At 44.4% G+C, this 22,622-nt stretch carries 26 protein-coding genes; 11 read left to right on the top strand and 15 right to left on the bottom strand.

The window, feature by feature from the left end; genetic code table 11:
- The first annotated feature begins 22 nt into the window (after positions 1-22).
- The 6 genes from AM279_RS00730 (at position 23) to AM279_RS00755 (ending at position 4,301) form a co-directional block, all read left to right on the top strand.
- Positions 23-1,204 (top strand): tetratricopeptide repeat protein, encoded by a 1,182-nt coding sequence (locus AM279_RS00730; protein ID WP_054405765.1) that lies wholly within the window; start codon positions 23-25, stop codon positions 1,202-1,204.
- 157 nt (positions 1,205-1,361) lie between these two features.
- Positions 1,362-1,916, top strand: a complete 555-nt coding sequence (locus tag AM279_RS00735) for a hypothetical protein (protein ID WP_054405766.1) — start codon at positions 1,362-1,364, stop codon at positions 1,914-1,916.
- Positions 1,917-1,926: 10 nt separating this feature from the next.
- Complete coding sequence (locus AM279_RS00740; protein WP_143090419.1) at positions 1,927-2,523, top strand: hypothetical protein; 597 nt, start codon at positions 1,927-1,929, stop codon at positions 2,521-2,523.
- 4 nt (positions 2,524-2,527) lie between these two features.
- Complete coding sequence (locus tag AM279_RS00745) at positions 2,528-3,094, top strand: hypothetical protein (RefSeq protein ID WP_054405768.1); 567 nt, start codon at positions 2,528-2,530, stop codon at positions 3,092-3,094.
- 1 nt (position 3,095) lies between these two features.
- The gene (locus AM279_RS00750; RefSeq protein WP_054405769.1) at positions 3,096-3,728 is read left to right on the top strand and encodes a hypothetical protein; all 633 of its coding nucleotides are present in this window, start codon (positions 3,096-3,098) and stop codon (positions 3,726-3,728) included.
- A gap of 3 nt (positions 3,729-3,731) precedes the next feature.
- Positions 3,732-4,301, top strand: coding sequence for a hypothetical protein (locus AM279_RS00755; protein ID WP_054405770.1), 570 nt, complete (start codon positions 3,732-3,734; stop codon positions 4,299-4,301).
- Positions 4,302-4,393: 92 nt separating this feature from the next.
- On the opposite strand, the gene AM279_RS00760 is transcribed toward AM279_RS00755, so the two are convergent.
- From AM279_RS00760 to AM279_RS00785, 6 genes are all read right to left on the bottom strand, one after another.
- Complete coding sequence (locus AM279_RS00760) at positions 4,394-4,993, bottom strand: Crp/Fnr family transcriptional regulator (RefSeq protein WP_054405771.1); 600 nt, start codon at positions 4,991-4,993, stop codon at positions 4,394-4,396.
- 127 nt (positions 4,994-5,120) lie between these two features.
- On the bottom strand, positions 5,121-5,468 hold the full coding sequence (locus AM279_RS00765) for a VOC family protein (RefSeq protein WP_054405772.1): 348 nt from the start codon (positions 5,466-5,468) through the stop codon (positions 5,121-5,123).
- A gap of 1 nt (position 5,469) precedes the next feature.
- A complete protein-coding gene (locus AM279_RS00770; protein ID WP_054405773.1) occupies positions 5,470-5,982 on the bottom strand; it encodes a DUF4199 domain-containing protein in 513 nt (170 codons plus the stop codon).
- A gap of 116 nt (positions 5,983-6,098) precedes the next feature.
- On the bottom strand, positions 6,099-6,563 hold the full coding sequence (locus tag AM279_RS00775) for a response regulator transcription factor (RefSeq protein ID WP_054405774.1): 465 nt from the start codon (positions 6,561-6,563) through the stop codon (positions 6,099-6,101).
- Positions 6,564-6,700: 137 nt separating this feature from the next.
- A complete protein-coding gene (locus AM279_RS00780; RefSeq protein WP_054405775.1) occupies positions 6,701-8,908 on the bottom strand; it encodes a redoxin family protein in 2,208 nt (735 codons plus the stop codon).
- A gap of 7 nt (positions 8,909-8,915) precedes the next feature.
- On the bottom strand, positions 8,916-9,824 hold the full coding sequence (locus AM279_RS00785) for an ABC transporter ATP-binding protein (protein ID WP_054405776.1): 909 nt from the start codon (positions 9,822-9,824) through the stop codon (positions 8,916-8,918).
- A 97-nt stretch (positions 9,825-9,921) separates the two neighbouring features.
- On the opposite strand from AM279_RS00785, the gene yaaA reads away from it, so the two are divergent.
- Positions 9,922-10,680 (top strand): peroxide stress protein YaaA, encoded by a 759-nt coding sequence (gene yaaA, locus AM279_RS00790; protein WP_054405777.1) that lies wholly within the window; start codon positions 9,922-9,924, stop codon positions 10,678-10,680.
- Positions 10,681-10,783: 103 nt separating this feature from the next.
- On the opposite strand, the gene AM279_RS00795 is transcribed toward yaaA, so the two are convergent.
- The 6 genes from AM279_RS00795 to AM279_RS00820 all read right to left on the bottom strand — a co-directional run bounded on the left by AM279_RS00795 (position 10,784) and on the right by AM279_RS00820 (position 16,878).
- Positions 10,784-11,647: an RHS repeat domain-containing protein gene (locus AM279_RS00795; RefSeq protein WP_054405778.1), complete on the bottom strand. Its 864-nt coding sequence runs from the start codon at positions 11,645-11,647 to the stop codon at positions 10,784-10,786.
- A 167-nt stretch (positions 11,648-11,814) separates the two neighbouring features.
- A complete protein-coding gene (locus tag AM279_RS00800; RefSeq protein WP_054405779.1) occupies positions 11,815-12,105 on the bottom strand; it encodes a DUF3861 domain-containing protein in 291 nt (96 codons plus the stop codon).
- 122 nt (positions 12,106-12,227) lie between these two features.
- Positions 12,228-13,817, bottom strand: a complete 1,590-nt coding sequence (locus tag AM279_RS00805) for an MDR family MFS transporter (RefSeq protein ID WP_054405780.1) — start codon at positions 13,815-13,817, stop codon at positions 12,228-12,230.
- 4 nt (positions 13,818-13,821) lie between these two features.
- Positions 13,822-14,910, bottom strand: coding sequence for an HlyD family secretion protein (locus AM279_RS00810; RefSeq protein ID WP_054405781.1), 1,089 nt, complete (start codon positions 14,908-14,910; stop codon positions 13,822-13,824).
- A gap of 2 nt (positions 14,911-14,912) precedes the next feature.
- Positions 14,913-16,265 (bottom strand): TolC family protein, encoded by a 1,353-nt coding sequence (locus AM279_RS00815; RefSeq protein WP_054405782.1) that lies wholly within the window; start codon positions 16,263-16,265, stop codon positions 14,913-14,915.
- A complete protein-coding gene (locus tag AM279_RS00820) occupies positions 16,255-16,878 on the bottom strand; it encodes a TetR/AcrR family transcriptional regulator (RefSeq protein WP_054405783.1) in 624 nt (207 codons plus the stop codon). The genes AM279_RS00815 and AM279_RS00820 overlap by 11 nt, the downstream gene beginning before the upstream one ends.
- A 306-nt stretch (positions 16,879-17,184) precedes the next feature.
- Between AM279_RS00820 and AM279_RS00825 the strand changes: the two genes are divergently transcribed.
- The 3 genes from AM279_RS00825 (at position 17,185) to cysK (ending at position 19,927) form a co-directional block, all read left to right on the top strand.
- A complete protein-coding gene (locus AM279_RS00825; protein ID WP_054405784.1) occupies positions 17,185-17,970 on the top strand; it encodes a carbon-nitrogen hydrolase family protein in 786 nt (261 codons plus the stop codon).
- A gap of 216 nt (positions 17,971-18,186) precedes the next feature.
- Positions 18,187-19,002 (top strand): serine O-acetyltransferase EpsC, encoded by an 816-nt coding sequence (gene epsC, locus AM279_RS00830; protein WP_054405785.1) that lies wholly within the window; start codon positions 18,187-18,189, stop codon positions 19,000-19,002.
- A 13-nt stretch (positions 19,003-19,015) separates the two neighbouring features.
- The gene (gene cysK / locus AM279_RS00835) at positions 19,016-19,927 is read left to right on the top strand and encodes a cysteine synthase A (RefSeq protein WP_054405786.1); all 912 of its coding nucleotides are present in this window, start codon (positions 19,016-19,018) and stop codon (positions 19,925-19,927) included.
- Between the two features lie 200 nt (positions 19,928-20,127).
- Here the strand turns inward: cysK and AM279_RS00840 are convergent, their stop codons facing one another.
- Genes AM279_RS00840 through AM279_RS00850 form a run of 3 tightly spaced genes read right to left on the bottom strand, consistent with a single transcriptional unit; the run spans position 20,128 to position 21,857 of the window.
- Positions 20,128-20,700 (bottom strand): YceI family protein, encoded by a 573-nt coding sequence (locus AM279_RS00840; protein ID WP_054405787.1) that lies wholly within the window; start codon positions 20,698-20,700, stop codon positions 20,128-20,130.
- A gap of 35 nt (positions 20,701-20,735) precedes the next feature.
- Complete coding sequence (locus tag AM279_RS00845) at positions 20,736-21,374, bottom strand: NAD(P)H-dependent oxidoreductase (RefSeq protein ID WP_054405788.1); 639 nt, start codon at positions 21,372-21,374, stop codon at positions 20,736-20,738.
- A 27-nt stretch (positions 21,375-21,401) separates the two neighbouring features.
- Entirely contained in the window at positions 21,402-21,857 is a 456-nt protein-coding gene (locus tag AM279_RS00850; protein ID WP_054410026.1) for a MarR family winged helix-turn-helix transcriptional regulator, read from the bottom strand.
- A gap of 157 nt (positions 21,858-22,014) precedes the next feature.
- On the opposite strand from AM279_RS00850, the gene AM279_RS00855 reads away from it, so the two are divergent.
- Positions 22,015-22,614 (top strand): TlpA family protein disulfide reductase, encoded by a 600-nt coding sequence (locus tag AM279_RS00855; RefSeq protein WP_054405789.1) that lies wholly within the window; start codon positions 22,015-22,017, stop codon positions 22,612-22,614.
- The last annotated feature ends 8 nt before the right edge of the window (positions 22,615-22,622 follow it).

Here is a 22,622-nt window from a genome sequence, read left to right on the forward strand (position 1 = left end):
TACGCAAAACCACCTTCCTTTTATGAAATACCTGTTTACCCTGCTGTTCCTCGCAGCCTCGTTATCTTTATCTGCACAAAAAGAAGCCGATGTGCTTAAAGAGGCCAACACGCTTATTGCCAGTAAGCAATATGAGTCGGCATTTAGAAAGCTTGAGGAATTTGATAAAGACAATACCCGGCCTGCTGTAGTGGTGCTAAAGGCCAATATTATGATGGATTACTTTGTAACCAGCATGATGCACCAAATGTTTGCCCTTAAAGACCTTGCACCCGGAGAAGATATTATGGACTACCGTGGCAAGGAAGGCCATTTTAGCATGTTTACCTTTGTGCCAAATGAAGCCCTTGAGGCACTTATTGCCAAATATCCCGATAATTGTGCACTTTACAACACCCTGGGCCACTTTTATCATGAGGTGTATACCAAGTATGGGGAAAACTGGCTTAAAACCCCGGATGAACTTTTAAACCTTATGGAAGCTAATTGTGCAAAAGCGGTAGTGGGCAAATGTGCCGGTTTTGATGCCTATGAAACACTGGGCTTTGTGGCCCTTAACCGCGAAAAGTATAGTGAGGCCATTCCGTTTTATCTTGAGGCTATTAAGTTGGATAAGGAATATGCTACCTCATATTACAACGTGGCCTATGCCTACCTGTATAAAGACGACCGTGCAAATGCCATAAAGTATGGCACCGAAGCCTACAACCGCTATACCGATGCGGCTTATAAAGCAGATGCCGCACGTATGGTGGGTATGGCCTACAGTGAGTTGTCTGATGGGGTAAACGCTACCCTATGGTATGAAAAATCTAATGTCGCAGATCCGGGCAACTACTACACGCTGCGTCCGCTGCTGGATGCCTATGTGCTTAATAAAGATGCCAGGGCCGCCGCCACACGCAATGAATTTTTTAACCTGGCGCCCGGCAATCCTACCATTTATGCCGACCTCGAGAAGATTTACCACAATGATAAAGATTCGCTTATAGCTTTTTACAACAGCAAATTTGGCAGTTTTACCAATGATGATAAAGTAACCGGCAGCCTGCATTTTTACCTCGGCTCGTTGTATATAGACAATGATAACCCCACAGCCCACAGCCATTTTTTAAAAGCCAAAGCGCATTTAACCAAATCGGTTGAGGCGGGCAACAGTGTGTTTGATGTGCTTGAAGAAGTACTGGAATACACAAAGGGGTAAAGTAGTTTACAGTCGCAGTCACAGTTTTCAGTCGCAATAGCTATAGGTATCCGGGTACAATCCAACCCCGTGGCATGGCCCGCGGTGGCAATCCCGGAAATAGAGGTTATAACAATATCACGGCCTGTTGCATCGTTCTTTTAAAAACCAATTGAATATGAAAAACCTCCTTATACTGTTATTTGCAGCAGGCTTGCTGGCTTCCTGCACTACTGAAAAACCTTCAGATGATGAGATATATGATGTTGTAAACCATTACATCAGTACAGATGAAGATTTTTTAAACGGTCCTAAACATGGGCTCAAAGTATTTTTAAGAGAAGAATGCCGCACGCCATTATCATATAAAGACTCCCTCAATCTTAAACCCGACAGTCTTTTTACTAAAGATGATATAGATTACATAACCATTCAGGATAAAGATACTATACCTTTTATTTTAAAGAAAGACAGGCTTAAAGTACCTTATGGCACTACTTTAATAAGCCATACAGCTTTTAAACAGCTTAGCGATAGTGAAATTTATGATAAGTATGGGCTTATAGTTATTATAAACATTGGTAAACCCTTATTTTCAGAAGACCATAAAACAGCTGTGATTACAGTATCTTCCTGGATGGGAAGCCGTGCAGGGGCTGGGGCTCGCTGCATACTTAAAAAAGATGGCAAAGGCTGGAAAGTAGTTAAGTCAGAACTCTTATGGATAAGTTAAATTGAATGATATGAAAAACCTCCTCGCAATCTCACTTTCATATATTTTGCTACTCGGTTGCCAAAAAGATAACGTGCAATTGGATAATGAATTACAGGCTAATAATCCCGGGCAAATAGTAGATATCACAACTATTTATAAGTTAATAAACCATTGCCTTTCGCAAGGAAAACCATTTATTAATCCTGTAGCCAACAATTTAATAGACGGCAACCCTATAAACTTTGGAGTTGAAGAAGATTCGCTCATGCTGGCATCGTTAACCCTTTTTAGCAAGGCAGATATAACCTATATGCTAAAACAAAAACGCCTTGAACCCCATTTTAGGATTACGCAACAATTTCTTAGTAAAAATGCAAATCTTGTTTCATGCGATACCCTTTTTTCAAAGTTAAAAGGCCACAATCATGGCAATTTCATTAAAAAGCAATATCCTTCAGGAATAAACCATATCAGTATGCCGTTGTTTTCGTTATCAAAACAATATGCGGTACTGCATGCCGGCTACGAATGTGGCCCAATGTGCGGGTATGGTGCTTATTATATAGTAAGAAAAACGCCTCAAGGGTGGAATATTATTCATACTTTTAAAGACCCTGTGTATTAATACGATGAAAAACCTCCTCATACTGCTATTAGGTATCGCAGCCTTGTCTGCCTATAGCCAGTCAACACCTAAAGAAAATGAAATTTATAACCTTGTGATCGATTATTTCCGTTCCAATCATAATAAAGGTTATGTTGTATTGCTTAATGAAGATCTATTTCCTAATTTTATTGGAAAAGACTCCCTGCGCCTTGCAGAATTTGGCACCTTGCTTACAGTAGAAGACCGCCAATATATGCTGCAACAGGCAGCGGCCTATAACGGTGTGTTTACTCTTAAGCCACACAGGGTTAAGCTTCTTATAGGTGGGAACTTGGTAGATGGTAACCGACTTTTGTCACTTAGTACTACAGACTACTGGCAGGGTATTCATGACACCTATGGCGAACAGGTAAGTATTGTTGGTATGTCCAGGCCGCTGTTTTCTAAAGATGGTACACTGGCCGTTATAGACATATGTATAATGCATGATGGGATAAGCGGTAATAATAGCCGGTACCTTTTCAGGAAAGGCGAAACAGGCTGGGAAGAAATATCGTATGTGGTTTTGTGGACATCTGGAAATGACTGATATGAAAAACCTCCTTGCCATTTTATGCCTTTGCCTGCTGCTGGCTTCCTGCAAAAAAGAAAATCCTGTAGCCGCACCATTGCCCCAAAAAGATATACCGGCACCGCAGCCCGCAGCAAAGCCTACACCGCCACCTGTTACCGCTGAACCCGTGGCTGACCTACCACCGCCAAAACCGGCGCCAGTAAACCCGGATAAGGAATTATATGCCGTGGTTAATTTATGCCTTACCGAAAGGCGCATTGCAGGAGATACCAAAGAAATGAAATTGTATCTTGTAGCTTATGACGAAAGAGATGTAAAGGATGTGGGAGCTATTCATGGCATGCCTAAAGAAGACCGCGCTTTTATGAGCAGGCAGGCAGCTGATACTACCCGTATACAAATAGACACCACAAGGCTGGTACGCCCTGTAAAAATAGTATCGTACCAGGACCATAAAGGCGAGTTTTCATACAGTTACATTTCGCTCAGCAAGCCTGTTTTTAATAGAGAGTATACCTATGCTGTTATAGAGTGCAACCACTATTGTGGGCAGCTGTGTGGTTCGGGGCGGCGTATTTACCTGAAAAAAAACAGTGCCGGAAAATGGGAATTTGACAAAAGAGGGATTGTTCCAACCTGGATAAGCTAAACCATGAAAAACCTATACCTACTTATAGCCTCTGCGCTATTGCTGTCATGCAGCACTACAAAGCAAACCACCGTTGCACAACAACAGGACGTGTATGATGTTATAAATGCGGTGATGTCTTACCAGGAGTATATAGATACTGACGACCTGTTGCTGGATAAGCTTGTTGTGCCTTATAAACATGATGTAAAAGGGTTGTATGACGAGGAAACGCCCGAAGATGTTATTTTACAGCAGGAAAAAGAACTGCTTGCTGCGGCCGGGAATGCCAAAGCCTTTCCGCTTGATACCACACGCATAAAAGGCAGTTACCGCTGGTTTGCCGCACAAAAACACAAGGAAATGTTTAAAGATGGCTACAATAATAGCGGCTGGGAACCCTTGTTTAAAGAATATGGAGAAAGATCGTATTGCCTGGTTTCTGTACCGGTATTTACAAAAGACCGCACTATAGCTGTAGTAACCATACGCAGAACAAATGACTGGCAAACGGGCTCAGGCGCTACCTTTGTCATTAAAAAAATAAACGGTGTATGGACCGTGCTGGGCAAAAGCAGCATGTGGATAAGCTAAATGTAGTATATAGGGCTTTTATGCGACAGCCCTTACAGCATCAAAACACTATGAGTGCAGCTCCTGAAAACTGAGACTGGGACTGAAAACTGCTACCTGCCTTCTGTCTTTACCAATTTCGCCCTTGTTTTGCTTAAAAACTCAGCAGAAATGCCCAGGTAGCTGGCAATGTAGTGCTGGGCCACACGTTGCGGCAGGGTAGGGTACAGCTCTAAAAACTCAATGTATTTGTCTAAAGCCGTTTTGCTTATGGTGTTGATAAGGCGGTTTTGCGTAACCCACAGGTGCCTTTGCATCAGTATACGGAAAGCGCGCTCAAAGCGGGGTGCACGGGCAAAAAGCTCCTCCTTGGTATCGGGGTTAAACATCAGGAACTCGCTGTCTTCAAGCGTTTCCACATACAGTTTGCTGGGTTTTTGTTCGTATATGCTGAATGATATGTCGCCCACCCAGCCGTCTTCAATGGCAAACTGCAGGATAACCTCAAACCCGTTAGGGTCAATATAATACTTGCGTACACAGCCCTTTACCACAAAAGCCTCAAACGGACAAACTTCGCCCTCGCGCAGCATAATGGTTTTCTTCTGCACACGCTTGTATTCTAACAGCGAATTGAAAATAGCCAGTTCCTCGGGCGTAAAATCCACATAACGGCTAATGCTTTTGTTTATCTGCTCAAAATAAGGCTCCATGTTGTAAGGCTTTTAAGCAAAAGTAAAGTTTAGCCACGAATTTCACGAATTATCACTAATAAAAACGTCTGCAAAGCAAACCTGAATTTGTGTAATTCGTGAAATTCGTGGCTAAAATGCCTTCGATTTATTCCCCGGCCGGCTCCCAAAGTTCAATCTTGTTGCCTTCGGGGTCATAAATCCAGGCAAACTTGCCGTATGATTCTTCCATGCGGTTGTCGTCTACACGCACACCGGCTGCCTTTAGGTTCTCTATAAGCGCATCAAGCCCCTCCACACGAAAGTTGAGCATAAACTGCTGGGCATCGCTGCCAAAGTAGGTGGTGTCCTGCTTAAAAGGGGCAAACACCGTGGAGCCTGCTTCCTGCTGCCACGCCATGCCGTTTACACCCAGGTGCTCTTCATACCAGGCGGCCAGCGCCTTACTGTCTTTTGAGCGGAAAAAGAACCCGCCAAATCCTGTTACTCGTGCCATATTATAAATTAGGTTTGCGTTTTAAAATCAGTGCGCTTATAAGCGATACAATAATGCCAATGGGCAGTATCTCGGTATAAGTCATTACAATTACATACCATGGCTTTTTATAGTCAGCTACAAACTGGTTCATTTCGGCGGTTGCCTTAGCCAGCTTTTCGGCCGATGCACCTGCCGCCTTAAGCCCCTCAAGGTATTCGGCTGAGTATTTCTCGGCAAAGTCAGGGTACACATTATACAGGTTGTACAGCCACACCAGCACATACACTGTAGAGGCTATAAGTGATATGTAAAGCCCGATTTGGAATGCCTGCCCAAAGCTCACCACACCGCCCTGCTGTTTACGGAATTTTACCGTGGCCACAAATATAAGCGAAAACGCCAGCAGCATACTGGCAAAGCCAATAAGCATGGCCATTTCATTGTGCATAGCACCCGATATAAACGTAATAAGGTAACCAATTACTGATATTCCGCCTGCTATAAGACCATGAGTAAGTACAAGTTTTTTCATCTGTTTTTGTTTTATGATTTATAGGGCAAAGGTGGGCATCTGTACCCAAAACCCGGTCATACTTTAGTATGATTTTGCCTGTTTACGGACGTTTTCACACTTTTAGGTTATTTTAGTTAGGGTATAAGCTGCAGGCGCTTTGCCGCCTCAACCGCCTGGGTGCGCCGTTTTACATCAAGCTTTTCAAACAGTTTAGAGCTGTGCGTCTTTATGGTATTGAGCGATACAAACAGGCGTTCGGCAATTTCGGCATTACTAAGGCCCTCGCTCATCAGTTGCAGTACCTCAAGTTCGCGCTTGCTTATACCCAGCCGTTCTAATTCATTTTGGTTAAGGGTAAACTCAGTGGGGGCGGGTATGTGCACCTCTTTTTCAATAACAATGGTTTCCTTTTTGGGCTTAGCCAATTTAAGGGCAAGCCAAACGCCCAGCCCCGTAAACAGCAGCGCAATAAACCCCACATAAACTTCCATAGAGTGGCTCAGCACCAGGAAACGGAATTCAAGCCACTGAAGCAGTAACAGCAGCAGCGCCAGGCTAAGGCCATACAGCAGCGCGTTTTTGTATTTAAACCAATGCATAGGGCAAAGATAGAAAAAGCTGCTTAGCCTCTTAGCTTCTGAGCCGCTAAGCAAGAAAAAAGCCTCACTATGTAAACACGGTGAGGCTTTCTGCAATCTTTTCTAAAAGCTAAGAGGCTAAGAAACTCAGAAGCTTTTTAACGCTCATCCGGCAGCCCCAGTTCCCTGCGCAGGGTTTCCTCAAAGGTTTTTTGGCTTGGGCGCGGCATATTGGCATTTATAAGCTTTCCGTCTTTATCAATCAGTATAAACCGCGGAATAAACTCAATAATGTAGTCTTTGCCAAAGGCTTCGCCGTCATTGGCATGCACCTGTAGCACGCTCTTGCTTTTTTGCCTGGCATCTACATACCAGTCGGTAATATTGCGGTCGGTGCTAATGGCTACAAACTCCACCGGCTGGTTTTTGTACTTAATGGCCAGCTTTTCAAACTTGGGCGATTCCTCCCTGCACGGGGCGCACCATGTGGCCCACACATCTATGGCTATAAGCTTGCCTTTATACTGCTCCAGGGTAAACGGTTTTTTATCTAACCCTGTAGCGGCAATGGCAGGTGCCGGCTGGCCTTTATCAATATTTTGGAGTGATTTGTTCAGGTTGCCAATGCGCTCTGCAAATTTAGCATCGGTAAAAGCATCAGCATACTGCCCCACAAGGCTGTCGCGTTCGCTGCGTGCCGAAGCCGCGTTAAGCCCTTCCTTAAGCTGCCAGTATAGCATTTTGTCTTTAAAAGTACCCGGTTTTAGCTTTTCAATGGCCTGTAGCGCTTTTACGTTCTCATCTATATCGGCATTGTTTTGGGCTATAAGCTGCCCGCGAACGTAATCAAAATAAGCCTCGTTGCTCAGCATACCCTCATCGTTAAGCGATACCGTTTTTTTCATTTCGGCAATACCGGGGCTTTCGGGCGTAGGCTTATCCGGGTAAATGGCCTTGCGCTTTTTTACAAAGTCCTGCCAGTAGTTAAGGTAGGTAATGGTTTGGGCCTTCTTGTTATCTTGTACAAAATCCTGTCGAAACACATAATTGTCTGCCGTTTTAAATTTATCGGTATCGGCCATGGCATCTTTCCATTCTTCCACCAGCACATTGGTAAATATGGTTACATCGTCTACCTCATTTCTTTGCAGGTACCATTGCGCCTCGCTCCAGTTTTGCGCTTCTTCCTTTTTATACTTGTTTTCGGCAAGGCGGGTGCCGGTAATTTTACCATCTATGGCCTGGTTGTTTTTACGGGCCAGTATGTAAATACTGTCTTTATTGCCCATAACCAGGTTGCCGTTAATGCCGCCGTCAAGCTTAAACATATACACGTCAAGCGGAATATCCTGCTTTATTTCATAATGAAACTCATTATTGGTTACCGGGATTTTAGCTATGGTATCCTGCACAAAATTATCGGTAACATACAGGTATTTAAACTGCTGCTTGCTGTCTATGCGCCCGGCAATAATGGTTTTTCCGTAGGCATCATACATATTGGGCATAAGCACCCATGCCGTTGCGCCAATAAACACAAGGCCCATTGCCACAAGCGCACCACCACGTTTTGGGGTTAAGAAAGCGCGTTTCAGGTTTTTGTGCCTGTACCAGTTAAAGCCTAAATACAGTGTAAACACGGCTAATAGTATAGATACCACTTCGCTATAGGTAATCCAGTATCCCAGTTCGCTGCCTGTTTTATATTTGGCTACTTTGCCCAGGGTTTCTAATGGGTACCAGTCTGGTATTACGTTAAATATATTAAGGAACAGGTAAGCCAGCAGCAGGAAGAACCCAATAAGCACACTCCATATAAAGCTGGATATAAGTACCGAAATAAGGTATTGCACTGCCGTTAAAAACAACGAGGCCAAAAACAGCCTGAGCGCCACCAGCAGCATGGGGCCGGCTTCAAAAGCTATAACGGCATCTTTAGGCGCTTCCTTAAAAATAAGCAGTATGCTACCAAACAGGTAGCACGAGGCCATAAGCGTTGCTACCGAAATAATACTGCCTATAACCACCACGCTAAATTTTGCAAAGTAAAAATTAAGCTTGCGCAGGGGCTGGGTTTCCATAAGCTGCCAGCCACCGTTGCGGTGGTCAAGCTGTGTAATGCGGCTTACACTGATTATTATAAGCAGCGGAAAGAAAAAGCTGGCGTAGCCATCCAGCATTTGTTCAATAAGGCGCTGGTAATAGTTAAAGGGCAGCATATCGCCTTTGCGCATATCGGTATCAAATACCATGGCAATGCAATATACCAGCGGCATAAACGCCCCCAGTATTACCGATACCCAGTACAGGCCGGTGCCTTTCTTTTTTATGTGTTCGGCTTTTAGCGCCGTGGTAAACATATTCATAAGGAGGTTATTTTTGATTGATTAGCGCCATAAACCATTCTTCAAGCCCGTTGAGTATTTTAATTTCATACACATCGGCCCCAAGGTTTACAAGGGTTTTGGTAAATGCAGGTATGTCTTCACGTGCAGGGAGCTCCAGTACAAACTGGTTGCCGTCAAACGCCAGGGCGGGGTAGTGGGTGCGCAGCTTATCGGCCCACAGGGCGGCATCTTTAACGCTAACCTGTATGCGGCAGGCGCCACTTTGTTCGGCCAGTTGCTGTATGGTGCCTTCAAAACGCAGCTTGCCGTTGCTAATAATACCCACGTGGGTACACATACGTTCTATTTCGGCCAGCAGGTGGCTCGATACAAAAATGGTAACGCCCTTTTCTTTGTTAAGCTTAACCAGCAGCTGGCGCATATCGCGCATGCCGTTAGGGTCAAGGCCGTTTACGGGTTCGTCAAGCAGCAGCAGCTCGGGTTCGCTAAGCAGTGCCATGGCAATGGCCAGGCGCTGTTTCATGCCCAGTGAGTATTGCTTTACCTTGCGGTTGGCATCGCGGGCAAGGTCTACCATTTCAAGCGCCGGGGTAATCTTGCTGTGGTCTATGCCGCGCAGGGTGGCAATATACTTCATGTTGTTGTAGCCGCTAAGGTGCAGGTACAGCGCGGGGCTTTCTACCAGCGAGCCTATGCTTTTAAAAACTTCGGGCAGCTGGCCGTGCAGGGGCTTTCCAAAAATTTCTATGGCGTTTTCCTGCTCGGGCAAAATACCGGTAAGCAGCCTCATGGTGGTTGATTTTCCTGCGCCGTTGGGGCCTAAAAACCCGTATATGGCGCCTTTGGGGATGTTGAGCGACACGTTATCGAGCACTTTGCGGTATTGCGAATACCTAAAGCTGAGCCCCTGTGTGCGGATGGCATATTCTGGCATGTGTAAATTGATTGGTTTGCTAATATAACAAAATACCCTTACAAATATTGCGCAACAGGGTTTATACCCCTACATTTGGTATATAATATTGTTACTGATGAAAATTGTTATATCGCCTGCCAAAACCCTTGATTTTGAAACAAAGCTGCCCACACGCCGCAACACACAGCCCCATTTTTTGGCTGAAGCCGAAACCGTGCACGCCGTTTTAAAAGAAAAAACACCGCCGCAGCTTAGCAGCCTTATGGAAATAAGCGATAAGCTGGCCGACCTTAACTGGCAGCGCAACCAGGAGTGGGCAACGCCTTTTACGGCAAAAAATGCCCGTCCCGCCCTGTATGCCTTTAACGGCGATGTATACACCGGGCTCGATGCCTATACCATACCTGCTGCAAAACTCAACAGGTTGCAGGACACCCTGCGCATACTTTCTGGTCTTTACGGCCTGCTAAAACCATTAGACCTTATACAGCCTTACCGCCTGGAAATGGGCACGCAAATGCCCGTAGGAGACAACAAAAACCTGTACGAATTCTGGAAACAGCAGCTAACCCAGGCCCTGAATGCTGAATTGGCCGACGATGAGCTGTTTGTAAACCTTGCCAGCCAGGAATATTTTGGCGCTATAGACGAAAAGGCTCTTAAAGTGCCCGTTATTACCCCCGAGTTTAAAGATTATAAAGACGGCAAGCTGCGCATGGTAAGCTTCTTCGCCAAAAAGGCGCGTGGCATGATGGTGCGCTACATTATTGATAAAAACATAAAAACCCTTAAGGGGCTTAAAGGTTTTGATTATGAAGGCTATGCTTTTGATGCAAAACTAAGCAAGGGGAATACGCTTGTGTTTACAAGGTAAGTTCAGGGTTCAGAATTTGAATTTAGATTAAGTCTCGGTCAAAACATGAACATCATAAAATAAAAAATCCCCGAAAGGTTAAACATCTTCGGGGATTTTTTTGTTATTCGTATATGTAAATATAACTGTATTGATATTCAATTATTTCTGTAACATTACCGCCGGATGAGGTGGTGGTTCGTTTTACCGGAAAATTATCGGCATCATATTCATAACTGTAATTAAGTTCTTCGGTTATATTTCCTGCTTCATCATACCTTATAATTTGGGTTACATTGTTTACAAAAGACTTGATGTCACGAGTAAACTCATTAGACTCCATTGCTACGATAGTAAAGTAATTTGGTTGGCTTATAAAAGGATTGTTTGCGTTATCATAATAATATTTTACCCTTAAAGTGCCGTCTTCATTGCGAAGTTCAGATACATTCCCAAAACCGTCATAGAAGTATGAAGTTACAAAAGTTGATCCTGAATTAGGGGTAAGAGCGGATGTGAGTAATACATTATTGCTGTCATACGTAAAATCGGCTTCCAGAATAATACTGTTATCATAATCATTTACTTTGTAATGAATAAGCAAATTGTCTTCAAAAAAATATTTCTTCTGTTGCACAACAAAATCATTCGCCACTCTTATGTAACTTGATTTTGGTCGCTTGATTGAATCAAAACTAATGGCTAAACCTCTGTATGGACTGTTTACATTAGTACCGACAATTTGGTTATAATAGTATCCAAAAGCCACATAACTTTGAGATCCCCAATAAATTCCGGTATTTATTCTTGCCAATACCTTAATACTGTCTATAGGCACCGGGGGAGGTATAACCGTATCATTGCCCGGGTTTGTTATGGTGTCATTAGGATTATTTTCCTGCTGCATGGGTGCATCGTCATTTTGGCATGAGGCTATGCAGGCAAGTATAAACAGCATTAATAAATAGGTGAGGAAATTTTTTTTCATGGCTTGTAAGGTTTATACCTCCAAATATAAGTAATTATTTTGCTGATAATCAGTAAGTATAAAAAATGCGGCATTATTTGCCGCATTTTTTATAGTATTTATATCCCGGGTAACTATATGCCACTCTTTAGGATAGGTAAAACTGCCACCTGCTATCTGACGACTGCCTACTGTCCCTTAAGTTTTTTCATAAAATCCTTAAAGGCCGGCATAAAGTCGGTAAACAGGGCGTTGTCTTTGTTGCGCAGCATAACCTCGCTAAACATTTTAAGGCCTATGGCAAACTCGGTGCTTTGGCCCATGTCGTTAAACAGGTCTTTTTGCTGCATCACGTCAATAATATTAAACAGGTTGTCGTGGTTGTCAAACAGCACCTCAACACGGCGGTGCAGGTCATCTGCCACAGGGCTGTAAGTGTGTTCGAGTGTAACTTTGTAATGATTGTATTTTTTGTTCATGCTTTGATTGATGATTGTGAAATTTAAAAATTGAAAGATTTAAAGATTGAAAAATTCCCAGTAATTGTTACCCCTAATTTTTCAATCTTTAAATTATTAAATCTTTCAATCATTAAAATAAATTAGTGCATCGCATCGGCCATATCTATCTTGCCCTTACCCTCTTTTACAAGAAGTATGAACGGTATACAAACGGCAAACAAAATACCCAGGTATAAAAATATATCCATGTAAGACAGTACCGTAGCCTGCTTTAATACACCGCCCTCAAGTGCTGCATAGGCTTTTTGCAGGGCTTCGTTAGGTGAAAAACCTTTAGACATAAAACCTGCGGTAAGCTGTTTTACACGCTGCTGGGTTTCATAATCATACAGCTTTTCGTGCGATACAAGGTCAACCCTGTGCTTTTGCGTAAAACGGGTAAGGAATGTACTAATGATGGCAATACCAAACGAACCTCCCAGCTGGCGCAGCATACCGGTAAAGGCAGCCCCTTCGCCAATGCTCTTGCCCTTAAGGGTAGAAAGCGACATAGTAGTGATAGGTACAAACAGTAAACCAAGGCCTATACCACGCAATATAAGCGGGTTGAAAAAGTGCTCTACGCCGGTATCAGGTGTCATTACGGTGTACATCCAGAAGGTAAACCCAAAGAATATGCTAAAGCCCGCGGCAACCATGTAGGTTTTTTTAACCCCACGCTGTATCATCTGGCCTATAAATGGCATCATAAACGCCGTCATTAGCGAACTTGGAATCAGTAGCATACCGGCATCGGTAGCTGTCCAGCCTAAAATAGACTGCGTGTATAGCGGTATTATAAAGGTTGAGCCAAATAATCCAAATCCCATAATGAACGACATGATGGTACCTATGCGCAGGTTACTGTCTTTAAGCACCCGCAGGTTTACAATAGGGTGTTCATACACCAGCTCGCGCCATATAAAGGCTACAAGGCCAAAGATACTTACCACGCTCAGGGCTACAATTTCATGGCTTTCAAACCAGTCTTCCTGCTGGCCGTGCTCCAGTACAAACTGTAGCGAGCCAATAAACGCTATAAGGAAAACCACTCCCCACCAGTCTACCTTATCGGCACTCAGTTTTTCGCCATACTTAGGGCTCTTAACATACATTAGCGTTAGCATGGTGGCAATAATGCCCAGCGGTACATTTATGTAAAATATATAAGGCCAGCTCCAGTTGTCTACAATCCATCCGCCAAGAGGCGGGCCAAGGGTAGGGCCCACAATAACGCCCATACCATAAATGGCCTGTGCCATACCGCGTTTTGCAACAGGGTAGCTTTCGGTTATAATAGTTTGTGCCGTTACCAGCAGCGCGCCACCGCCCATACCCTGTATAAAGCGGAATACCACCAGTTCCCAAATATTATCGGCATTACCGCACAAAAAAGAAGTTACGGTAAAAATAATTATGGATGCCGCGAAATAATTACGGCGGCCAAACTGCTGGCTCAGCCAGCTGGTCATGGGTATTACAATCACGTTTGCAATGGCATAGGCTGTAATTACCCAGGCCACATCGGTAAGGGTAGCGCCAAGGCTGCCCCTCATTTGGTTTAGTGCAACGTTTACAATGGTAGTATCTACAATTTCAAGCAGGGCACAAAGTACCGCTGTTATTGTAATAATAACCCGCCTGAAGCCGTATTCTACCAAATCGTCGCTTACGGTTGCTGCTCCTGCCATGTTGTTATTTTAAGTGTACGTCTACTTCCACGTTCATGCCCGGGCGTAGCAGTTTTACTTTTTCTTTATCGTTGTTTGCTGTAAGGGTAATTTTTACAGGAACCCTTTGTACCGTTTTAACAAAGTTACCGGTAGCGTTATCTGGAGGCAGCAGCGAAAAGCGTGCACCTGTAGCCGGCGAGAACGAGCTTACCTGGCCTTCAAACTCGGCATCGTCATAAGCATCAGCTTTGATGATTACTTTCTGGCCTTCTTTCATTTTGCCAAGCTGGGTTTCTTTAAAGTTGGCTACAACCCATGCTTCTTCGCTGTTAATGATGTAAAACAGTGCCTGGCCCGGTTGTACCAGCTGCCCCGGCTGAATGTCTATAGCGCTAACCTGGCCGTCTACAGCGGCAGTAACCACGGTGTAGCTCAGGTTAAGTTCGGCAGCCCTTAGCGTGGCTTTAGCCCTTTCTATATTGGCATTAGCCACTTCAGTCTGCTTGTTAGATACGGCGCTGCGGCTCACGCTTGCTGCCCTCTGGCTGCGGCTTGCTGCCTCTGCCTGTTGCAGTACGCGCAGGTTGGCATCGGCCTCCTGCTTGGCGGCCTGTGCCTGCTCAAACTGTTGCTTAGTGATAGACTTGTTGTTGTACAGGTTCTGGTAACGTTCAAAATCGTTATTGGCCCTCCATACGCGCACTTTGGCAGCCTCTATGTTGCCTTTGCTGCTTTGTATGTTGGCATCGCTTACGCTAACGCCCGCCTGTGCACCGCCTATATCGGCCTTAGCAACGGCAAAGCTGCCTTCTGCGGCGGCAAGGGCTGCTTTAGCCTCTTCAACGCGCACCACATAATCGTTATCGTCTATAACAAAAAGGGTATCGCCTTTTTTAACCTGTTGGTTGTCTTTTACAAAAACTTTGGTAATGTAGCCCGTAACACGTGGAATGATAGGGTTCATGTTTTTTTCTACCTGTGCGTCATCGGTAATTTCGTGTGCCTGCCCGTGCAGGTATTTATATATGCCGTAGCCACCGCCTACCACCACAAGGGCTGTAAGTATAACGGCAAACTTTTTATTGGTTTTCTTCTTCTCAGTCGTTTCCATGATTACTGTTTATTTTGGGTAAGGTTGAATGATTGTGTTAGTCTTCCTGAAGCGTTAAGCAGCTCATAATACCTTTGGGTAATATCTGCCTTGCTAAAGGTTTGGTTAAGTTTTGCCTGTAACTGCTCTACATCGGCCTCAAGCAGGTCGTTAGTGTCTACAAGGCCGTTGTCATACTTGTCTTTTACTATGCGGTAGTTTTCGCCTGCCTGCTCTACAGCCTGCGTGTATACCTTGTTTTGTTTAAGTGCAAGGTTGTAGCTTTCTAATGATTGCTGTACCTCAACCTTAACGCGCTCGCTTTTTATCTCAACCTCATGCTTGGCCTCTTCGGCACGGCTTTCGGCAGCGCGCACTTTTTTGTTGTTCTTAAAAATGTTGCTTATGTCATAGCTAAGCGCCACGCCAAAGTTTATGGCATTGTGCACCTCTACAAAATTCTGGATATCCAGGGCGGTATAACCCGCTACAAGCGATAGCGAAGGGTAGTAGTCTGCCTTGGCAATGTCTACATCGCTCTGAGAGGCCTTTTCCTGCCATCTAAGCGCCTCTAAGTCGCTGCGCTGTGCAATGGCATCACTTTCGGTAAAAGAAGGCGTTAAATTGCTCGAATTGTTAAAATAGGCATCGGTAACGGCAATCTGTGTGCCTTCCGGAAGTTTAAGTAATGTAATAAGCTGGTAGTTTATGGTGCTTACGCGCATTTTGGCATCATCCAGGCTTAGCTGGATGTTGCTGGCCTGTAGCTGCGCCTTCAATAAGTCGTTGCGGGCAAGCAGGCCGTTTTGCTCCATGGCGGTAAAGTCGGTCACGCGCTGGTTGGCGCTCTTCAGGTTCTCTTCGATAAGGGAAACCGACTGCTGTGCCTTGTACAGGTTTGCATACAGCACAATGGCCTGCATGGCAAGCTGCTCTTTTACACTGGCGGCGTTAAAGGTTTGAGCCTTGTACATGCTTTCGCTGGCGGCAATATTGTTTTTAAGCCTGAAACCCGAAAATACCGGCAGGCTAAACTGTGCCATGCCCAGTATTACCTGGTTTACTTTTGGGGTAGATGATGACCCGCTTTCGCCCGATTCGCCCTCGCCGCCCATGGGCACGCGCAGGTTTATAGAAGGCTCGGTAAGCCTTTGGTACTGGCCTGATATTTTAAAATCAGGATAGGCGTTGTTTTTTACGTTGTCTACGTTAAGTCCGGCCGTGTTAACCCGGGTGTCTGCCAGGGCTGCCTCGGTACTCTGGGTTACAGCTATGTTTATGGCCTCATCCAGCGTCAGCGGTTTTTTTTGCTGTGCGCTGCCTGATAAGCCCAACAGTAGCATGATGCCCAGTGGCAATACATGATTAATTCTCATTTGCTAATAGCGCTTTAATGGTTTGCTTAATGTGTTTTGTAACTTCGGTGTTCATGTAGGCCTCAAACTTCTCTTCGGTATCAAAACCGTAAATCTGTTCAAAGTAGGCCCTGTTGTTGCGAATGTGCACCAGGGTGCCCATTACGGTAGCCGGAATCAGGTCGGCAATTATATCGGTCCTGAAAACCCCTGCATCCTGTCCTTCCTGTATTATTTTTCTAAAAATGGCCGTGTTTTCTTTCTTAACATTCATAAAGCTTTCCATACTCAGTATGCGCTTTTTGGTGCTAAGTTCAAAGTGCATAATCTGGTACATGCACTTGTGCCTGTTAATACGGTTTATGTATAAATCTACAAGGCGGTCTATTTTATCAAAAGGGGGGAGGTCATCACCCAGTATACTTTCAAGCTGCATTTTCATGTCGCTGGTGCGATACATAATAAGCGCTTCCAGCAGCTTCTCCTTAGAACCGAAATAGTAGGATATCATGGCTATGTTTACGCCCGCATCTTTAGCTATGGTCCTGATAGAGGCGCCGTCAAAACCTTCATCTGCAAACAGCTTTTCAGCCACCTGCAAAATCTCGATTTGCTTTTCGTTAAACTCTGTCATTTTATAAGTTGTTGTTTATTGCGCTGCAAAGTTAAACACTTGTTTAAATTAAACGTTTGTTTAAATTGTTTGTTAACATTTTTTTAACAGAAAACGGTTGCGAAAATAGCTATAAATAAATTCTATATTGAATGTTCAGTTATTTGTTAACCAGTATGTTTAATAGCTTTTACTTAAAGTATTTATTTGTTTAACTTTTTCAGGATATACGCTGCGGTTGAAGATAATCCGGTTTGCGAATTTGGTGCTTTTTAGGCTGTTTTTAGCGCCGGATTTTTGTATTTTTAACGCGTAAAACAAATTGAAATGAAGATAGCTGTAGCCTCTCCGTCCATCCCCCATTCGTTAAAAGATGGCCTCATTGAACTTGAAAAACACGTAAAGCAGGCCGCTGCTCAGGGTGTGAAAATCATCTGTTTTCCGGAGTCGTTTTTGCCGGGTTATCCGGGTATGCCCTACACCTCTGAAGACCGCACAAAAGAACGTTTGGAGGCTGCCCTTGAAAAGGTATGCGCGGTAGCTGCCGAAAACAATATTACGGTTATTGTACCTATGGACTGGCATGAAAACGGCCAACTGCTCAATGTGGCTTTTGTGGTTTCTGCCAATGGAAAAGTGTTGGGTTACCAGGCTAAAACACAGCTCGACCCGAGTGAAGATGCTATATGGGTTCCCGGTACAAAGCGGCGGGTTTTTGAAATTGACGGACTTATATTTGGTATAAGTATTTGCCATGAGGGCTTCCGCTATCCGGAAACGGTGCGGTTTGCAGTGCGAAACGGTGCGCAGGTGGTGTTTCATCCGTTTTTTGCGGGCAGCGATACCGAAGGGGTGGAGCTGACGGAATATGGTGCTAAAACCAATCCGTATTACGAAAAAGCCCAGATGGTGCGGGCGTTGGAGAATACGGTTTACATTGCTACATCTAACTATGCATCGCGCTACAGTGAGGCGGCAAGCGCCATTATAGCGGCAAGCGGGCAATGTATTGCACATGCGGCTTATGGCGAACCGGGTATCACTGTTGCGGATATTGACCTTGAGCTGGCTACCGGTTTCCTTGCCGGGCGGTATAAGCCTGAAAGTTATTAGGTTTTGGGTACTTTTTTAGTAAATTTTTAATCTACTGTTTTTGTAGACTAATAAATATTTACTTACATTTGTTAGGTATTCAATTATTAATATATGCCATCTACCCATGTTGTTAGCGCCGTTTGCTGTTGTTCTTTATGAGGAGCATGCCGGTGCCTGCCGTTTTGGTTGTGGCCCTAACATAAGCTCCTCTGTTGAGGGGCTTTTTTTATACCTATGAAACACCCTATCTATACTGCAAATTACCTAAAATCGGGCCTGTTGCCCGATAAAGAAACCCTGGCCAATTGGGCTGAAGAATACTTCCGCTGGCTGTTTTGTATAGGGCCTCAATATGGCGATTATGGCTTTTTCTTAAAGGAGGAAAAGCATCTTCAGGATATACTTTCAGGGCTGCTTATACTGGCGGGATATCCGCAGGATAAAACAGATTCATTACTCTTATCTTTAACTGATAAGTCTATACTACTTCATCAAAAACTTGAAGATGATTTAAAAGCCATTTTTGAGTTTGACCCGGCTGCAAAATCACGTAGTGAAGTGCTGGTTTCATACCCCGGTTTCTTTGCTATTGCCATATACCGCATAGCGCACCAATTGTGGCTTAACCAGGTGCCGGTGCTGCCGCGTATGCTGAGTGAATACGTGCACGGCAAAACAGGTATAGATATACATCCCGGCGCGGCAATAGGCGAGCGCTTTTTTATTGACCACGGCACCGGTATTGTGGTGGGCGAAACATCAATCATTGGTAATGATGTAAAAATGTACCAGGGCGTTACCCTTGGTGCACTTAGCGTGAGTAAGGCCGAGGCTGAAGTAAAACGCCACCCAACCATTGGCAACGGGGTTACCATTTATGCCAACGCCACCATTTTGGGTGGGCAAACCGTTATTGGCGATGGTTCTGTAATAGGGGGCAACGTGTGGGTAACGCATTCGGTTCCGGCTAATTCGCTGGTGTACCATAAGAGTGAAGTAACCATAAAAACCCGCGAAACCTTTCCTGAACCTTTAAATTTTATAATATAAACTTATACTCTATATGAAAGCAGATAACATATTAAAAACCATTGGTAAAACACCTCATGTAAAAATAAATAAATTGTATGGAAATGGTGCCAATGTGTGGATAAAGCTGGAGCGCAACAACCCCGGCAACAGCATTAAAGACCGCATTGCCCTGGCTATGATTGAAGATGCCGAAGCTAAGGGAATCCTTACGCCGGAGAGCGTTATTATAGAGCCTACATCTGGCAACACGGGTATTGGCCTGGCGCTTGTGGCAGCGGTAAAAGGCTACAAACTGATACTGGTTATGCCGGAAAGTATGAGCATTGAGCGCCGCAAACTAATGTCTATTTATGGGGCGGAATTTGAGCTTACCCCACGCGAAAAAGGCATGAAGGGCGCTATTGAAAAGGCGGCTGAACTTACGGCATCTACACCACACGCGTGGAGCCCGAGCCAGTTTGATAACAAGGCCAATGTTGAAGTGCACCGCAAAACTACCGCACAGGAAATTATTGAAGATTTTCCTGATGGGGTTGACTACGTTATTACCGGAGTGGGCACAGGAGGCCATATAACAGGCGTAGCTGAGGTTTTAAAACAAAAATGGCCACAGGTTAAGGTGTATGCCGTTGAGCCCGAATTATCGCCTGTATTGAGCGGGGGCAGCCCTGCGCCACACCCCATACAGGGTATTGGTGCCGGTTTTGTGCCGTCTATTTACAACAGCAGTGTGATTGACGGCATTATACAGGTTAGCAAAGACGAAGCGTTTAATTTTGCCCGCCGCGTGGCAAAAGAAGAGGGGATTCTTGTTGGGGTTTCCACCGGGGCATCGCTTGCGGCGGTACACAAAAAACTGACCGAAATTCCTGAAGGCTCCACCGTGCTTACCTTTAACTATGATACAGGTGAAAGGTATTTGAGTGTGGAGGGGCTTTTTTAGAAGGTTCTGAGGTACTTAGGTTCTGAGATGCTTAGGAGGGCAGTGTCATGCCGAACGAAGCGCAGCGGAGTTGAGGTATCTTTTTTATAAAGTAATTAAGCTAAAATATGAAAGGACTGCCTCAAAGCGAAGCAGCCCTTTTATTTATTAAATTTTGGAAAGCTCAGTACCTAAGCACCTCAGTCCCTCAGAACCTTTAATTAGTACTGAAGCGATACAGTAAGTTCAAACTCATCGCTGATGGCTGCATCACCAAGGCCGTCAAATACGCTGCCTGATTTGTACTCAATACCATATTTTGTCCTGTCTATGTTTATTGTGGTAGTAGCAATAGTTTTACCTACAGTAAGGTCAAACGTTACAGGTTTTGTTACGTTTTTAATGGTAAGGTCGGCAGTTACAGTGTAAATGCTTTTGCTGCTTCCCTTAAGGGTTGCACTTTTAAAAACGATTTTTGCAGTAGCAAATTTATCTGTACCAAAGAAATCGTCAGCTTTAAGGTGGCCTTCCAGTTTTTCTTTGCCTTCGCCTGCTTTAAGGTCGGTTACAGCAATGCTGTTCATGTCTACAGTAAGGTTACCGCCTGTAAGTTTGCCGCTTTTAAAAGTAAGAGTACCTTCTTTAAAGTTAACGGTACCGCTGTGCTGGCCGGTTACTTTTTTACCTACCCAGGCTATAGTACTTTTTTTAGTGTCGATTTTTTTGTCTTGTGCTGTAGCAAGTGTAGAAAGCGCTACAAAAAAGGCAACTGCAATTGATTTGAAATTTTTCATCTTGTTTTAAAATTAAAAATTGGGTTATTAAATTATTAGATTGTAATAAAAAGTTCGTCTTTAGGTTTGCGCACCTTTTTAAGGTGCTGGTTGCGGTCTTCCTCGTGGCGGTAGCCTATTGTGGCCATAACCGCAACGCTAAGCCCTTTTTGGTCAAGGCCCAGTATTTTGTTTACCGCAGCAGTATTAAAGCCTTCCATAGGAGTGGTGTCTATTTTTAAGATTGCTGCGCTGTTAACCAGGGTGCTAAGGGCTATATAAGCCTGTTTTGCAGTCCAGTTGTTGCGCTGCTCTTCGGTTAGGGAGGCAAGAAAACCGTTAATGTAATCCTGAAGGCCGCTTACGGCATCGGCAGGCAGTTCGCGTTCGGCAATAATGTTATCGGCGTAGGCCTGAACCTGTTCGGCCCCTACGTTAACCTGGCTGGCAAAAACAAACACATGGCTTGCATCGGCCACAAGGTTTTTATTGTTGCCGCTTACGCCTTCGGTAAGCTGTTGTTTTACTTCGGGGTTTTCTACAATAATAATGTTGTAAGGCTGCAGCCCTACAGACGATACGCTAAGGCGTACGGCTTCTTTAAGCTGTTCTAAATCCTGTGCCGATACACTTTTAGATGCATCATATTTTTTAACGGCATAGCGCCATTTCAGGCTGTTTATAAAATCGGTCATAATAAATTGGGTAACTATAAAGTGGTATTAAAGGGTGCGGTATTTTTCCAGCAGTATGTTAAGCTGCTCCAGTTCGGCAGGGGTAAGGTTACCGGCATATTTGTTGTCGTGTGCTTCTACCTGCGGGTCAAGCTCTTTTAACAGCTCAAGGCCTTTTTGGGTAATGGAAATTTCCATCTTGCGGCGGTTATCGGGGCAAATTTTGCGTTCCACAAGCTCTTTTAGCAGCAGCTTGTCTACCAGCCGGGTAGTATTGCTGGTTTTGGCAATCATGCGTTCCTGTATCATGCCCATGTTGGCAGGGCAGCCTTTTTGCCCGCGTAAAATGCGCAGTACGTTAAACTGTTCTGCCGAGAGGTCAAAGGGTTTTAGTACTTCGTTCATGCTTTCTGCCAGCAGGTTTTGCGTGTACATAATATTCAGTATCGTCTTCTTTTCGGCAGACAATGCAGAAGTGGGCTGTATGGCTTCTTCAATCTTCATATTTGTAATTACAAAATTTGTATGTACAAATGTATGTAGATTTCCCTTATTTGTATGTACAAGTGTTGTTAATTTTTTGTTAACGGTATGTAACGCCGGTTTTGCGGGTAATATGGGGCTGAATTTTTGGTACATTTAATCCCCTAAAAAGTTAGTTATGCAAAAAAGAGTAATACTATATGCCGCCGCACTGTGCATGGGGTTTGCCGTGTTTTCGTGTAAGGAGAATACTGCCGAGGCCGCACAGCCCGTGGGAGATTCTGTACCAAAAGATACTGCTGCGCCCGTAGCCAAAGTGCAAACCGGGCCCGAGCCTGTAGAGGTGTTTACCAACGATACCGTTACTGTAAAAGGCTATAAATGGGAGGGGCTAAACCACTACCTGAGCCAAAAGAACGATACTACCTATGTGGTTAACTTTTGGGCCACATGGTGCCAGCCGTGTGTGGAAGAGCTGCCGCATTTTGAAGAAATAAACAAAAAGTATAAGAAGAATAAGGTTAAGGTGGTGCTGGTTAGCATGGACTTTAAAAAGGACATTGAGAAAAAACTCCTGCCGTTTATTAACAGGAAACAAATAAAAAGCGAGGTGATATTAATGCGCGAAACCGACCTTAACAGCTGGCTGCCCAAGGTAGACACCACGTGGAGCGGGGCTATTCCGGCGACGGTAATATACAATAAGGAGATGCGTAAGTTTTACGAAAAAGAGTTTACCTATGCCGAACTCGAAAAAGAAATAAGCAACTTTAAATAAGCTATAAT

Source organism: Flavobacterium akiainvivens (assembly GCF_001278115.1).
Classification (GTDB): domain Bacteria; phylum Bacteroidota; class Bacteroidia; order Flavobacteriales; family Flavobacteriaceae; genus Flavobacterium; species Flavobacterium akiainvivens.